Below are 13,787 nucleotides of genomic sequence, written 5' to 3'. Positions count from 1 at the left end.
CCGCTCCACGACGGCGCTGGGCGCGTTCGCAATCCGGCCGCAAGTCCCGGCGGCTGATACCGTCCAACCGTGGACCTGTTACGCGTGGAACATCGTCATGAGGAATTGGCTGACGTCGACTTCTCAGGTCAATCGTTCGACACGTTCGGCGCCTACGGCGGGACGTTTGTGCGGTGCGACTTCTCCGAGACGTCCTTCGGCAAGTTCAGTGTGGGGCACCAGGGTCAGACCCGGTTCGTGGACTGCGTGTTCCGGCGCACCCGGTTCCCGCTCGGCAACACGTACCTCGGCAACGCCCGCTTCGAGCGCTGCGTCTTCGACAACGCCCGGCTGCGTCACCTGCGCATCGACGGCAGCGAGTTCGTCGACAACGTGTTCTGCGGCCGGATCTGGCACACCGTCTTCTACGGCGTGCCCGGTCACTGGTCTGCGGGGGCGGACCGGCCCGGCAACGCGTGGCACGGCAACGACTTCAGCAAGGCCGACCTGGTCGACGTCGACTTCCGCGACATCGACCTGCGCGCGCAGCGCTGGCCCGAGGACCGCGACGAGTACGCGCTCATCGACCGTATCGACGAGCGCACCGCCGCCGCGACCGCCGCGATCACCGCCGCCCCGCCGGGTGCGTGGGCAGAGCCGGCGAAGGCGCTGCAGGCGGTCGACTTCCTGCGCACCGGCGTGCAGCGCGACCCGCACGGCTTCGTGCTGGTGCGCCGCCGCGAGCTGTGGCACCGGCTGCCGCCGGCGACCCGCGACCGGCTGTGGGCGCTGCTCGTCACGAACCCCAGCTTCGACGGCTCCGGCGGTTACAGCGACGACCAGGAGTAGAGCGACCGTCCCTGCGCCGCCGCCGACCGGGCCAGCCCGGCGAGGGCGATAAGGCGCTCCACCTCCCACTCCTCCAGCAGGAACCGGTCGGCGTACCCGCGGATCTGCGCCGGCTCCAGCCCCGCCAGGGTCTCGGCGAGCTGCGCGTTCACCCGTACCGTCCAGGGCCCCTCGAACTCGGGATCGGCCGACTCACCGAGCGGCTGGTCCTCGCCGAACTCGCTCGGGTCCCGCCCACCGATCTCCGCGGCGAACTCCTCGACCTCGAGGATCCAGCCCTTGCAGTCGACATGCGGCCAGTTGTTGCCGGCCGGACCGGCATCGAGGTCCATCGCCGCCAGCTCCGCGTCGGTGGCAGCGAAATAGTCCATCAGCACGCCCACGCAGCCGACCATATCGCGCCGGCCCGCCCCCTGCAGCGCGTGCCGCACCGGCGCACGGGCCGTGGTGACGGTGAGCTCGGTCAGGTGCGCCCGGCGACGGTACCGGGTGGCAAGATTGCGGCGTGGATGCTCTGCAGCTGTACCGCACGGAACTTCAGGCGCTGGTGGGTGGCGGCGAGACGCTGCGGGCCGCGGTGCACTGCCAGCGGGCGTTCGGCAGTGACCGGCTGGAGCGCTCGCCGGAGGAGATGGAGCGGCTGATCGGGTTCCTGCCGGGCGGGCTGCGCGACTCGGCGCTGGCGGCGCTGCGCGCGGAGCCGCGGCCGGAGCAGGCGTGGGAGCGGGTCGTGGGCGTGCTCATCGGCGCGGACTCGGTGATCCGGTTCGACGTCGACCAGGCGATCGGCGGGGTCGCCGCGGCCGGGCACGTGGGCTCGTGCGCGGCGCGGCTCGCCGAGGGCATCCGCGACGCGAGCATGGTGCACTGCGTCGTGACGGACCGGCGGATCGTGCTGGCCTCGATGGACCTGGACCCCGTCGCGTTCACACCGCTGACGCAGCTGCCGATCGGCGCGGTGCTGCAGGCCCGGCGGGAGGGGAAGTTCCTGCAGCGCGGCCGGGTCGTGGTCGACTTCGTCGACCTGTCGGAGCTGGCGCTGATGACCGGCGTGTTCGGCACCGGCGGCGCGGACGTGCTCGCCGGCGCGCTGGGCGGGGCCGCGAAGCCCGCGCCGGGTCGGTAGGCTGCCGGGGCGGCCGGGGGGAACGGCCGCCGTCGACATGGGGAGGCATCAATGGCGCCAGGGTTCAAGGTCGATCCGCCGGTGCTGGAGTCGTTCGCCGGCACGTCCGACGACCGCCGGGCCGCCTATGAGGCGCTGCGGCAGAAGATGACCGACATCCGGGTCAACCGGGACGCGTTCGGGCACATCCCGTTCCTCGGCAGCTCGATCTACGACTCCTACGACGAGCACGTCGAGACGTGCGAGGAGGCGGTCACGTCCGCGGCGACCGCGATGGCGGCCGTCGCCGCGGGCATCCGGGCCGTGGTCATCGCGTACCTGGACGGCGAGGCGAAGATCGGCGAGGACCTCGCCGCCATCAACCGGGCGCTCGGCAACTGACATGGAGGGGATCCGATGAGCGCGGAGTACGCCAACAAGCTGGAGCAGTGGTTCAGTTCCGCGCCCGGGCCGGTGCAGGAGGTGCTGCGGCCCGTGTTCGACCCGGCCAACGACATGCTCAAGGCCGTCGCCGGTGACCCGCAGGACCTGGTGCGGGCCGGCCAGCGATACGTGGAGGTCGGCCGGGAGATCGTGGCGATCGCCGAGCGGCAGCGCACCGACCGGCAGCGGCTCGCCGGCGCCTGGGAGGGCGACGGGTATCGGGCGTTCACCGACAAGGCCGCGGAGATCGAGGAGAAGCTCAAGACCCTCGGCGAGGCGACCGGCAAGACCGACGAGGTGCTCAAGGCGGCTGCCGAGGCGTGCGTCGAGGGCGCCAACCTCATCATCGACATCATCGTGACGCTCGTCGCGTTCGCCATCGGCACGCTCATCGTCAAGCTCGCCCTCGCGGCGCTGACGCTCGGGGCGAGCATGCTGGCGTGGGTCGCGGAGCAGATCGTCGCCGGCATCGTGGCGCTGACCCGCATCCTCAACGTCACGATGCAGGTCGCCCGGGTCCTCATGCAGGTCGCGCGGATCTTCAAGCAGATCGCCGAGATCCTGCGCGGCGTCGCCAACCTGCTCAAGGCGATGAAGACCCTGCTGGAGATGCTCGACAAGCTCAACAAGGCCTCGAAGGGCATGGCGAAGCTCGGTGCGTTCTCCACCCGCGCCGGCGCGTACGCCGCGGTCAACGCGACCGTCCTCGGCGGCAACGTGCCGCTGCCGGGCGGCTCGCTGCTCAAGACCGGCCGGGACGCCCAGGACGCGGCCGGGCACGCGAGCGACGCCGAGGACGCCGCCGGCAAGTGACTCCGCTCCCCCGCCCGGTGCACGGCAGACGAGGGACCGGGCGGGCGACGTCCTGGTCGAGGCTGTACTTCGTCCTGATCCCGTGGCAAGGTGCGGCATCGCTCGACCCTTGCCCGGGCTCTGCCACCGCCACAGCCTGAACCCAGACATACCGCCCCAGACCAAGCCGTCGGGCCGGGTCAGTACCAGCCAACCGAGATGAGATCACGTTAGTCGATCTCGATGTCACTGCGGTCGATGACTCCGCCGCCGGAGGCCCGCCGTTCGACGCGTCCGCCCGCGTTGTCGACCTTCGACCGTTCGATCCGGCCGTGGCGGTCCGCCCGGTCGGAGACCTCGCCGGCCCCGCGCAGGCGGATCGGCGACCGCCGGATGACGCCGGCACGGGTCGCGCGCTGCCGGACGGACCGTCGGGTCGCGGTGCCGGTCTGCAGCCAGGCCAGGACTCCCGCGGCGACGATCAGCAGGGCCAGCACGACCGCCGCCGTCCAGGTGAAGCTGTCGGTGACCACATTCGTGAGGATGCCGATGGCCGCGGTCACCAGGACTGCAATCAATGCCATCACTCGCACGATCGGCCCCCTCGCATTGGCTGACGACTATTCTACGCTCGGCCGGACGGCCGCCCGGCTCACGAGGACGGAGGATTCCGCCGCCGCCGGATGGCTGCCAGGGTGGGCGGGGTATGCAGCAACGGGCGGAACGGTTGGTGACGGTGGTTGTCCGGCGCTTCGTCGACAGGGTCGAGGCTGTTGCGGCGCTGCGGCGGTTCACTCGGGGAGGCCGGCGAGAACCGCGGCGGTTGCTCGTCGTCTGGGGTGAGCCGGGCCAGGGCAAGACGGCGTTCCTGGCCCACGTCCGCCGGCCCGGCTGGGCCGTCCTGGACCTGGAGACGACGTTCGACTACCGGGCCTCGAAGGCCGCCTCCTCCGACCAGTTCGCGGAGGCCCTCACGTCCCAGGTACACCTGGCCCTGATCCGCGCCGGGCGCCGCTGGTGGCGGCCGCGCCGGGTCCCGGCGGCCCGCCGGCACGACCACCCTCCCACGTCCGTCGTCATCACGGCCGATCGCCACTCGGTGATCGAAGGGCTGCATCTGCGGATCGATCGAGGTGAGCGCCGGTCGTCGTCGGAGACGCGCGGCCGGGCCCTGGAGGATCTCCGGGCGGCGGCGCGCTTCCTGGGTCGTCGCCGGGCCGTCCTCGCGATCGACACGACCGAGCGGCTCTTCTACCTGGACGAGGAACTCGGCAGCGAAGACGGAGACCATCGCACCGGCAACTGGTTCCTGCACCATGCGCTCCCGGTGCTGTTGGACGCGGCCCCCCGGCTGCGGATCGTGCTGGTGGGCCGGAACCGTCTCGTGGTTCCGGACGCGGCCGAGGTCCAGCTCCGTTCGTGGTCCGCCGACGTCAGCCGCGAGTTCCTCGGCCTGGCCGGCATCGCCGACCCCCAGCTGGCCGGGCTGCTGCACCGCCGGTGCGCGGGCATTCCAGTCTGGATGGCGCTGGCGGCCGACGTCATCCGGGCCGAGCAGGCCGACGGCCGCGCCGTCGGGGCCGACCGGATCGCAGAGATCACCCGGGACGAGCCGGCCCGGGTGTGGCTGCCTCGCGAGTTCATGGCCCGGCTCACCCGGCAGGAACGCGCCGCGGTCGAGGCCGCCGTCGTCCTGCAGACCGTGACCCAGGAGGCCGTGGAGAGCCTCGTCGACACTGCACTCGGGAGCCAGTGGTTCGCGGACCTCTGCAGGCAGTCGTTCATGCACCCCGCGGACAGCGGGGCGGCCGGCCAGCCGGAGGGCCAATGGCGGGTCAACGCGCTGGTGAGCACGGCATTCCGCGCGCACCTGCGGATCGAGTCGCCGAACCGGTTCCGCGCGCTGAACCTGCGCGCCGCGCAGTACCTGCGCACGCTCGCGCCCGGCGGCCCGGGCGTCGCCTACCACCTGTTCTGCGCCGGTGACTTCTCGGCGGCGCCGCAGTGGAGCCGCCGGCTGCGCGAGGCGGTGAACGCCGCCGACATCGCCGGCACCCTCGAGTGGGCCGGCGTGGCCGCCGGCCCCGACGTCGGGCCGACCGTGCGCGCGCATCGGCCCGAGCTGTACTGTCAGGCGGCGCTGGCCCTGGCCCGGGCCAGACTGGCACAGGGCAACGAGCGGGCGGCCAGGGTGTGGGCCCAGCGTTGCCGCCGGATCGCAGCCGAGCGCGGCCTGCGCCTGGAGGCCGGCGAGTCATTGGCGCTCCTGGGCGACGTCGCATTCGGCGCTCATGACTGGCGGCGGGCCGCGTCGAACTATGCGGCCGCCCTCTCCACCGGCGCGACGGAGGACCTGCGCGACCATGCCGGTGACGGCCTGGTGCGCGCCAACCTCGCGCTCGGGCGCCTGAGGGAGGCGCTCGGCGCCGCCGAACAGTCCCGAACCAGCGGCGGTTCGAGCGGCGCCCTGCAACAGGGGCTCGTTCGGTGCGCCCAGGGCTGGTACACCGAGGGGAGCCGGCTCCTGACCGCGGCGGCGCAGGACGACGGCCGGCCCGGCGATCGAGGTCTGGCGCTGCGCGTCATGGCGGCCGCCGCGCTCGACCGCGGCGAGACCAGCCGGGCGCGGGCCCTCGTGGAGCAGGCCGAGAAGACCGTCGCCGACGTCTCGCCACGGGCCGGTCAGCGGCCCTACCTGGACCTTCTCGCTCTGCGGCTCGGCCGTACGAGGAGCGTGCGGGCCATCCGTGACGAGTTCGCCCGGCGCGGCGACCACGCAGGCCTGGGCGAGCTGGAGCTGATTGCCGGCACAGCGGACGCGGCACTGGCCAGGTTCCGTAGGGCGGACGACCGGTTCGGCGTGTGGCGCGCGCGGCTGGCGACGACGGTTGCGGACCGGAAGCAGTACATGCAGGACGAACAGGATCGCGGGAACTACGCGGTGCTGGCGCGCAGCATCTCCTACGATGACGACGCCCGGCTCATGCTGCGCGTGCTGAGCCAGCCCGTTCACCGGTTCACGGGGGCCACCTCGACGACCATCGGCGGCTACAACATCTCGCTGTCCTCGACCGATGGGGAAGCCGCCACCGCCGTCTTCGGCGGGACGCCGATCAGCCTCGGCGGCGCGCGGTCGGGCGACCGCGGCGGCGGCTACGACGATCTGGCCGGCAACGTGGTGATCTCCGATCCGGACATGGTGGAGCAGGACGGCCCGGTCCTGGAGAACGCCGACGGTACCGTCACCCGATTCCCACGGCCCCAGAATGTCCTGCCGCCCCCGGTCCTGCGCGGGTGCGAGGAGCGCCTCGCTCAGCTCATCCGTCACTTTGCCGCCGAGGACGCGCCGACCTGGCGGGCCCGGGCACACGTCGAGCGGGCGTACGTCCGGCTGCTCTTCGCGCGGGTCGACGCATCCGGCGCCGACCTGGAAGAGGCGGCGGACCTGTTCGCGGCTGCGGGCAGCCCGCTCGAGCAGTTCGACGCGGGCCGCGAGCGCGCCCGTGTGCTCGGGCTGAAAGGGCTGTTCCCGCAGGCACTCGACGCCTGCGAGGGGTTGGTGACGATGCTGAAGGGGATCGAGGGTCAGTTGCGCCGCCGGGCCGAGCTCGCCCACCTGCGGGGGCAGCTGGCGCTGCTCGCTGGCGACCGGCCGCTGGCCACCCGCTCGTTCGACGCTGCGCGGCAGCGCTTCGACCGGCTCAAGGATCAGGCACGGAGCGCGGAGACGCTGCTGCAGCTGGCGTACGTTGAGATTGCGGCCGGCCGGTTGCTGGTCGCCCGCGAGCGGCTCCACGAGGTGGACCGGCAGTTCGTACTGGCGCTGAAGGGTGAGAACGACCAGCAGCGCCGCAACGTTCGCCGGCTGATCTCGGGCCTGAGCTGACGGTGGAGCGGACGCGCGGCCTGGCCTGGTTCGCCTTTCCGCAGATGGCCTCCTTGGCGAGGCGGCCATGGTCACCGTGCAGCACGCCGGCGGCGAGGGGCCGTTTCATCCTTTCGGGGTGAGCGGCGGGCGTGCCGGCGGCGGGGACCGTTGCAGAATGGACGGTGCCTCGATCCACGCTCCGAGCGGGAACCGGAGGAGCGATGAACGCCCTGTACAGCTACAGCGAGCCAACGTGCCTGTATGAGCTCAAGCGGGTCGTCCTGGCCGAGTTGGTGCTCGCCGGCCAGCCGGCGCGGACCGTCGGCGTGCCGCTGCAGGAGCTGATGTTCGACCGGGTGGACGCCGACCGGTACGAGCTCGGCCTGCACACGCTCCTTGATGCGGTCGTCGCCCTCGAGCGACGGTAACCGCCGGCCCACCAGGCTGGTCAGGCCGGGGCGTAGAGGGCGGCCACCGCCAGGGCCTCGGCCCGCATCGCCGTGCGGACCTCGGCGGGTTCGGTGACCTCGACCCGGGTGCCCAGGCCGAGGAGGCTGCCGACCGCGTGCGGCACCCCGGCGAATGCGAGCTGCACCGTCGTGGAGGTGCCGTCGTCGTCGCGCAGGTGGCGGGCGAGCAGGCGGCGCGTCATGGTGGCCGCGTCCGGGGCGGTGGTGATGACGACGCGCAGGTCGCGGGGGCGCACCTCGACCCGGTCGCGCAGGCCGGCCCAGGCCGCCTCGAGGTCGAATCCCGCGGGCACGTCGGCCGGCTGCGGCAGGACCGCGCACGCCAGGACGCGGGACACGCGGACCAGGGACGGTTCGGTGGTGACCAGGTACCAGGTGCCCGCCTTGGCCACCAGGCCGGCCGGGGCGACGGTCCGCGGGCGGCGGGTGCCGTCGCTGTCGCGGTAGTCGAGCTCCAGGCGCCGGCCGCGCAGCAGTCCGTCGTGGATGAGCGGCAGCAGCGGCACGGGCTCCCCGGCGCGCATCCACGGGTCGACGTCGACGATGACGTGGCGGCGGCCCTGGGTGAGGCCGCCGCGGACGGCCTGGCCGCCCGCGCCGATGATCTTCTCGATGGCCGAGTCCAGGGCGTCGCCGAGGCCGAGGTCGCCGGCGAGCCGCGACTGGCCGACGGCGAGACCGGCGCCCTCGGCGCGGCTGAGGTTCACCAGGCCGGTCCGGTACGTGTCCAGCAGCCGGATCCCGCCGTACCGGCCGCGTTCGGTGTACACGGGGATCCCCGCGGCGCTCAGCGACTCCACGTCGCGCAGCACGGTGCGCACCGAGACGCCGAGGCGGCCGGCGAGCTCGGGCGCGGCGGCGTCGGGGCGGGCCTGCAGCAGCAGGACCAGCGACAGCAGGCGGTCGGCGCGCACCCGCCGAGCATAGTCCGGCAAACATGACAGGAGGTGTCGTGTTTGTACGGCGATGCTGGCTGGCATGCACGCACCCATCACCGGCCCGTACGACCTGGCCCGGCAGAACGAGTACTTCGGCGGCTGGACCCAGCCGGTCGGCGACGCCCGCACGATCGTCATGGCGTTCCCGGTCGAGGGCTGGACCCACTCGGCCGCCGTCCTCCTGCGGCAGGACACCCCCGGCACCGTCACCGGCGAGGTGCAGGGCCCCGCGGCCGCGTGGCGGCAGGCCCTCGAGGCGCTGTCGCTGGACGTCGACGGCAGCGGATACCCGCAGGTCGGCGAGCGCGACCCGGTCATCGGCGCGCTGCAGCGGCGGCACGCGTACCTGCGGCCGGTGCTGTTCCACTCGCCGTACGAGGCGGCCTGCGCCTTCATCATCGGCCACCGGCTGCGCATCGAGCAGGGCCGCGCGATCCGGCAGCGGATGGCCCGCGCCCACGGCGAACGGTTCGAGGTCGCCGGCACCACCATGCACGCGTTCCCGTCGCCGCAGGCGCTGCTGCGGCTCGGCGCGTTCCCCGGGGTCAACGAGGAGAAGATCACCCGCCTGCACGGCGTCGCCGAGGCCGCCCTGGACGGCCGGCTCGACCGGGCCCGGCTGCGTAGCCTGCCCGTGGCCGAGGCGCTCGCCGGCGTCAAGCGGCTGCGCGGTGTCGGGGACTTCTTCGCCGTCGCGATCGTGATGCGCGGCGCCGGCCTCGTCGACTCGCTGCCCGGCGACGAGCTGACCAGGGCCGGCATCCAGCGCTGGTACGACCTGCCCGCCCCACCCTCCGGTGCCGAGGTCGCGCGGCTGGCGCAGGCGTGGCAGCCGTACCGGATGTGGTGCTCGGTGCTCCTCCACGCCGCGGAGCGGCGCGCCCGGGCCGCAGCTCTATAGAGTTGGCGGGTGGCGCGCGTCAGGCAACCGTCCCCGCAGACCGCGGCCGTCCTGCGCGCCCTCGCCGCGGACCCCGCACAGTGGCGCTACGGCTACGAGCTCGGCCAGCAGGTCGGGCTCAAGGCCGGCTCGCTGTACCCCATTCTCATCCGGCTCGCCGACCGTGGCCTGCTGGAGGCGTCCTGGGAGAGCGACCCGCCGCAGGGCAGGCCGCCGCGTCACCTGTACCGGCTGACCACCGCCGGACTGGAGACGGCCACGGCCCTCGCTCCGGCGGCGGCCCCCGCACCACGGACCCGGCCCGAGCCGCGGGGTGCGTGGTGACCGACCCGCTGCTGGCGATCGTGGTGCGGCTGCTGCCCGCCCGGCACCGCGACTGGGGCGTGGCCATGCGGGCCGAGACCGCCGCCCTGCCGCCCGGCCTGAAGCGGTGGGCGCACACCCTCGGCTGCGCCGGCGCAGTCCTCGCCCAGCCCGCCGCACTGCGGGCCGTCGGCTGTCCGCTCGCCGCCTTGGCGGTGCTCGGGGTGGTGCTGCGCTGGTCGGCCGGGATCGCGGACGCCCCGCTGCGATGGGCCCTCGTCGGCGCCGTCGCGCTGCTGCTCACCGTGGCCTGCCTGGGCCGGACCGTCAGCCCGGTCGGCCCCGGCGCCGTGGCCCGTGCCGTGCGGGCCGGCGTCGCCGCGCTCGCCGCGACGGTCACCGGCCTCGCGCCCCGCGTCCGGGCACCGGCGGGCACTGCCGGTCCCGTGCTGCGTGCCCGGGGCATCGGCGGGCAGGCGCGGCCCGGCGACTAGGCTGGACCGGTGCTGATCTTCGGTTGGGGCTGGCGGGTGAAGCACCTGCGCACCCTGACCCTGCGCTGCCCGCACTGCGGCAACACCGTCGCCCACCCGCTGTACAAGCGGGTCCTGAAGCTGTCACTGTTCTTCGTGCCGCTGATCCCGCTGCGGGTCAAGCACACCGTGCAGTGCACCGCCTGCGGCGCCCAGCGCGACGTCGACCCCTCGCACATCGGCTGAGCCCGCGCGATCAAGGCTTGCGGGCGATGCGGTATTCGAGGGTGAGGAACGGCAGGCCGAACAGGGTGAAGGCGTGGTCGGCGCGGAGTTCTCCGTTGTCGACGTAGACATCGAGGGTTTCGGTGAATCCGTGGACGGCCAGGGTGGTCAGGTCGCGGGTGTCTGCGTCGACGTAGCTGAGGTAGTGCCCGGTCTGCCCGTCGCTGCCCCGGCTGGTGAGCCGGAGCCCGCCGCCGGGGCGTTGCTGGGGTGCGAGGGTGGCGGTGAAGTTCGCCTGAGGGAGCGGGAAGCCGACGCTGACGTAGCCGCGGTCGTGGTGCCGGTACGTGGTGTAGATGCCCACGTAGATCGGTTCCCCGGTGAGGGCGTTGCTGCGGATCCAGCCGCGGGTCGACACCGCCGGACTGCCGGGCGCCGTGATGGTGTCGATGCGGCTGTGCACGCCCTGTTGTGCCTCGCGCTGGTTCATGGGCACGTTCGCTTGGCCGAGGGGCCGGGCGACCAGGGTGCGATAGAGCAGGTAGCCGGGTCGGACCCAGGGGCGCCACCGCGGCACGATGTCGAGGGTGAACCGGGTGGTGTGCTCGTAGAACTCCCGCACCAGCGGGGCGACGGCGGCCGGCTCGAACTCCGGCCCGGCGAGGGCATCGAGGTCGGCGACGATGCCGACGTCGGGGGTGGCCTCCTGGTAGCTGCCGCCGGTCGCTTCGGCGAGCGCGCGGACGTATCCGGTGCCGACGTACCGGGTCCGCGCCTCGAGCGGCACCACGAACGGCAGCCGTTCCGCGGGCACCCTGTCCGCGACGAGCGCCACCTGCGGCTCCCGGAACAGCAGCTGTGACAAGGTGCGGAACGCGACGACGGTCGCCGCCGCCACCTGGGCCGGCGGCCGGTCGCGCAGCGCGGCGCCGACGGCGAGGCCGACGACCGGGCCGAGCGCGACCTTCTGCGGGCGGACACCCATCGCCCCGGCGACCGTGCCGCTGGCCACACCGACGGCCAGCGGGTTTGCACCGGCCTTGCCGGCCACCCAGCCGATCGGCGCCGCCAGCGCTGCGCTTGCCGCGATCCTGGACCAGGCGGCGGGGATCTCGTTGGGTCGCCGCCGGGCCCTGGCCGCCGCGTCGACGGTGGCCAGGGCGGCCGCGCCGAGCAACGCCCCCTTGACCGCACGGCGCGATCCCTGATGCGCACCGAGCGCAGCGCCGGCCAGGGCACCCATCGCCGCGGCGAACCCGGCAGCTTGCACCCGTTTGACGTCCACGGCGTCTGTTGTACACGCTGCGCCCGCCGAACCGCATGTGGAACAGCCCGGACGGACGGACCGCCGCTGGTCCGGCCGCCTGCCTACGACCGTGCGACCGGCGCGACCCGGTCCGCCAAGACCGGTGAAGCGCCCGGTGAAGCAGCCGGTGAAGCGGCCGGCGACACCCTGGCGACGGCGAGCAGCAGCACCCCGCAGCCGGCGACGACGACCCAGCCCGCCCGCGACGCCCCCGCCAGCCCACCGGCGCCCGTCCCGGCCACCAGTCCGCCGGCGACGGCGACGCCCAGTGCGGCGCCGAACTGGCGGGCGGTCGACGTGATGCCGCCCGCCACGCCGGCGCGGTCCGCGGGCAGGCCGGCGACGGCGGTGTTGGTGATCGGCGCGTTGGCGAAGCCGACCCCGACGCCGAGCAGCAGGTATGCCACCGGCAGCGCCGTCCGGTCGTGCAGCGGGGTCAGGCACAGCCCGCCGGCCACCGTCGACGCGCCGGCGACCAGCAGCGGCAGGCGCGGGCCGGACCGGCCCACGAGGCGGCCGGACAGCGGCGCGCACACCGTCGCGGCGAGCGCCATCGGCAGCGTGACCAGGCCCGCCGCGGCGGGCGACAGGCCCCGGGCGTGCTGCAGGTACAGGGTGCTCAGCAGCAGCGTCACGTTCAGCGCGACGAACACGACGACCGCGCCGAGCACCGCGGCGGTGAACGGGGCGCGCCGGAACAGCCGCACGTCGATGAGCGGCTCCCGGCGGCGCAGCGACACCCGTACGAACGCCGCGAGGGTGGCGGTGACCAGGACGGCACCGGCGAGCACGGCCGGCGACGTCCAGCCGGCGTGCGGGCCCTCGATGAGCAGGGCCACGGCCCCGCCGACGAGCCCGATCAGCAGCAGCTGCCCCGGCACGTCGATGCCCCGCGGCCGCGGAGCCCGCGACTCGGGCACGTAGCGCGCGGTGAGCAGCAGGACCACCGCGATCAGCGGTACCCCGGCCCAGAAGACGGACCGCCAGCCGAGCGAGGACACGAGCAGCCCGCCGGTGACCGGGCCGAGCGCCATGCTCGCGCCGAAGATGGCGGCCCAGACGCCGATCGCCCGGGCGCGTTCCTTCGGGTCGGTGATGACGTTGACCACGATCGCGAGCGCGACCGGGCTCAGCATCGACCCTCCCACGCCCTGCACGATCCGCGCGGCGACCAGCGCCTCGACGGACGGCGCGGCGGCGCACGCCACCGACGCGGCGGCGAACACGACGAGCCCCAGCTGGAAGACCCGCCGCCGGCCGAACCGGTCGGCCAGCGCGCCGGAGGAGATCAGCAGGCCGGCCAGCGCGAGGGTGTACGCGTCGACCGTCCACTCCAGGCCGCGGGTGCCGACGCCGAGGCCCGCGCCGATCGACGGCAGCGCCACGTTGACGATCGTCGTGTCCAGCCCGACCACGAACAGGCTCATCGAGCAGATGGCGAGGACCAGTCGGCGGCGGGCGGGAGAGGGTGGTTGCGGGGTTGTCATGGCGTCGATCGTCGCCGCGGTGGCGCCCGCGGCCGCGGCGGCTTTGCGGAAACTGCAAAAATACCGGGGTGGACGTGGCGCGGCTCATCAACGACATCGGTCCGCGGCTGCGGGCGCTGCGCCACCGGCGCGGGCTGACCCTCGAGGCGCTGTCGGCGCAGACCGGCGTCTCCGTCAGCGCGCTGTCCCGCCTGGAGGCGGGCAAGCGCCGCCCGACGCTGGACCTGCTGCTGCCGCTCGCCCGCGCCCATCAGGTGTCCCTCGACCAGCTCGTGGACGCGCCGGCGACGGGGGATCCCCGCGTACACCTGAAGCCGCGGCGCAACCGCAAGGGCAGCGTGGTCGTGTCACTGACCCGGTACCCGGGGCCGGTGCAGGTGTTCAAGCAGGTGCTCGGGCCGAGCGAGCCGAGGCTGGTCACCCATGCGGGGTACGAGTGGCTGTACGTCCTCGCCGGTGACCTGCGGCTCATCCTCGGCGAGCGGGAGCTGGTGCTGCGCCCGGGCGAGGTCGCGGAGTTCGAGACGAACACGCCGCACTGGTTCGGGCCGGCCGGGGAGCAGGCGGTGGAGATCCTGCACCTGTTCGGCCCGCAAGGGGAGAAACCCCGGGTCCGCGCCCGGCCACGGCCGTGAACAGACGTGCGG

General features: G+C 73.8%; 16 protein-coding genes. 11 read left to right on the top strand and 5 right to left on the bottom strand.

The annotated features are described in order from the left end of the window. The first annotated feature begins 69 nt into the window (after positions 1–69). The gene (locus tag AB0H83_RS19445) at positions 70–828 is read left to right on the top strand and encodes a pentapeptide repeat-containing protein (RefSeq protein ID WP_360095353.1); all 759 of its coding nucleotides are present in this window, start codon (positions 70–72) and stop codon (positions 826–828) included. On the opposite strand, the gene AB0H83_RS19440 is transcribed toward AB0H83_RS19445, so the two are convergent. After that, positions 807–1,211 carry a hypothetical protein gene (locus tag AB0H83_RS19440; protein ID WP_360095350.1) on the bottom strand — a complete coding sequence of 135 codons (405 nt, stop codon included), beginning with the start codon at positions 1,209–1,211 and terminating at the stop codon, positions 807–809. The two genes, AB0H83_RS19445 and AB0H83_RS19440, sit on opposite strands and share 22 nt — an antisense overlap. 122 nt (positions 1,212–1,333) lie before the next feature. On the opposite strand from AB0H83_RS19440, the gene AB0H83_RS19435 reads away from it, so the two are divergent. Genes AB0H83_RS19435 through AB0H83_RS19425 form a run of 3 tightly spaced genes read left to right on the top strand, consistent with a single transcriptional unit; the run spans position 1,334 to position 3,190 of the window. Further along, positions 1,334–1,954, top strand: a complete 621-nt coding sequence (locus tag AB0H83_RS19435; protein WP_360095348.1) for a hypothetical protein — start codon at positions 1,334–1,336, stop codon at positions 1,952–1,954. Positions 1,955–2,005: 51 nt separating this feature from the next. Continuing rightward, positions 2,006–2,335: a hypothetical protein gene (locus tag AB0H83_RS19430; protein ID WP_360095345.1), complete on the top strand. Its 330-nt coding sequence runs from the start codon at positions 2,006–2,008 to the stop codon at positions 2,333–2,335. A gap of 15 nt (positions 2,336–2,350) precedes the next feature. Next, entirely contained in the window at positions 2,351–3,190 is an 840-nt protein-coding gene (locus AB0H83_RS19425) for a hypothetical protein (RefSeq protein WP_360095342.1), read from the top strand. A 209-nt stretch (positions 3,191–3,399) separates the two neighbouring features. Here AB0H83_RS19425 and AB0H83_RS19420 read toward each other — a convergent pair whose 3' ends face one another. After that, positions 3,400–3,753, bottom strand: coding sequence for a hypothetical protein (locus AB0H83_RS19420; RefSeq protein WP_360095339.1), 354 nt, complete (start codon positions 3,751–3,753; stop codon positions 3,400–3,402). A gap of 239 nt (positions 3,754–3,992) precedes the next feature. On the opposite strand from AB0H83_RS19420, the gene AB0H83_RS19415 reads away from it, so the two are divergent. Then, on the top strand, positions 3,993–7,055 hold the full coding sequence (locus tag AB0H83_RS19415) for a hypothetical protein (protein WP_360095336.1): 3,063 nt from the start codon (positions 3,993–3,995) through the stop codon (positions 7,053–7,055). A gap of 203 nt (positions 7,056–7,258) precedes the next feature. Next, a complete protein-coding gene (locus tag AB0H83_RS19410) occupies positions 7,259–7,465 on the top strand; it encodes a hypothetical protein (protein WP_360095333.1) in 207 nt (68 codons plus the stop codon). A gap of 20 nt (positions 7,466–7,485) precedes the next feature. Here the strand turns inward: AB0H83_RS19410 and AB0H83_RS19405 are convergent, their stop codons facing one another. Next, the gene (locus AB0H83_RS19405) at positions 7,486–8,421 is read right to left on the bottom strand and encodes a WYL domain-containing protein (protein WP_360095330.1); all 936 of its coding nucleotides are present in this window, start codon (positions 8,419–8,421) and stop codon (positions 7,486–7,488) included. Between the two features lie 64 nt (positions 8,422–8,485). On the opposite strand from AB0H83_RS19405, the gene AB0H83_RS19400 reads away from it, so the two are divergent. From AB0H83_RS19400 to AB0H83_RS19385, 4 genes are read left to right on the top strand one after another with little or no spacing between them, the layout of a single operon-like run. Then, the gene (locus AB0H83_RS19400; protein ID WP_360095327.1) at positions 8,486–9,346 is read left to right on the top strand and encodes a hypothetical protein; all 861 of its coding nucleotides are present in this window, start codon (positions 8,486–8,488) and stop codon (positions 9,344–9,346) included. Between the two features lie 9 nt (positions 9,347–9,355). Continuing rightward, positions 9,356–9,670, top strand: a complete 315-nt coding sequence (locus AB0H83_RS19395; RefSeq protein WP_360095324.1) for a PadR family transcriptional regulator — start codon at positions 9,356–9,358, stop codon at positions 9,668–9,670. Continuing rightward, positions 9,667–10,143, top strand: coding sequence for a hypothetical protein (locus tag AB0H83_RS19390; RefSeq protein ID WP_360095321.1), 477 nt, complete (start codon positions 9,667–9,669; stop codon positions 10,141–10,143). Before AB0H83_RS19395 ends, AB0H83_RS19390 begins: the two co-directional genes overlap by 4 nt. Before the next feature lie 9 nt (positions 10,144–10,152). Next, the gene (locus AB0H83_RS19385) at positions 10,153–10,368 is read left to right on the top strand and encodes a zinc-ribbon domain-containing protein (protein WP_360095318.1); all 216 of its coding nucleotides are present in this window, start codon (positions 10,153–10,155) and stop codon (positions 10,366–10,368) included. Between the two features lie 10 nt (positions 10,369–10,378). Here the strand turns inward: AB0H83_RS19385 and AB0H83_RS19380 are convergent, their stop codons facing one another. Beyond that, on the bottom strand, positions 10,379–11,632 hold the full coding sequence (locus AB0H83_RS19380) for a hypothetical protein (RefSeq protein WP_360095315.1): 1,254 nt from the start codon (positions 11,630–11,632) through the stop codon (positions 10,379–10,381). 83 nt (positions 11,633–11,715) lie between these two features. After that, a complete protein-coding gene (locus AB0H83_RS19375; RefSeq protein WP_360095312.1) occupies positions 11,716–13,140 on the bottom strand; it encodes a DHA2 family efflux MFS transporter permease subunit in 1,425 nt (474 codons plus the stop codon). A 68-nt stretch (positions 13,141–13,208) separates the two neighbouring features. Between AB0H83_RS19375 and AB0H83_RS19370 the strand changes: the two genes are divergently transcribed. Continuing rightward, on the top strand, positions 13,209–13,775 hold the full coding sequence (locus AB0H83_RS19370; protein ID WP_360095309.1) for a helix-turn-helix transcriptional regulator: 567 nt from the start codon (positions 13,209–13,211) through the stop codon (positions 13,773–13,775). Positions 13,776–13,787: the final 12 nt, after the last annotated feature.

This window comes from Dactylosporangium sp. NPDC050688, from assembly GCF_040654515.1.
GTDB lineage: Bacteria > Actinomycetota > Actinomycetes > Mycobacteriales > Micromonosporaceae > Dactylosporangium.
The sequence above is the reverse complement of the archived record's forward strand: the minus strand, read 5'-3'. Positions and strand labels throughout refer to the sequence as shown.

Coding starts and splice junctions, on each gene's coding strand:
- AB0H83_RS19375 (WP_360095312.1), bottom strand. CDS start 13,140: ATGACAACCCCGCAACCACCCTCTCCCGCCCGCCGCCGACTGGTCCTC.
- AB0H83_RS19400 (WP_360095327.1), top strand. CDS start 8,486: ATGCACGCACCCATCACCGGCCCGTACGACCTGGCCCGGCAGAACGAG.
- AB0H83_RS19430 (WP_360095345.1), top strand. CDS start 2,006: ATGGCGCCAGGGTTCAAGGTCGATCCGCCGGTGCTGGAGTCGTTCGCC.
- AB0H83_RS19410 (WP_360095333.1), top strand. CDS start 7,259: ATGAACGCCCTGTACAGCTACAGCGAGCCAACGTGCCTGTATGAGCTC.
- AB0H83_RS19420 (WP_360095339.1), bottom strand. CDS start 3,753: ATGGCATTGATTGCAGTCCTGGTGACCGCGGCCATCGGCATCCTCACG.
- AB0H83_RS19425 (WP_360095342.1), top strand. CDS start 2,351: ATGAGCGCGGAGTACGCCAACAAGCTGGAGCAGTGGTTCAGTTCCGCG.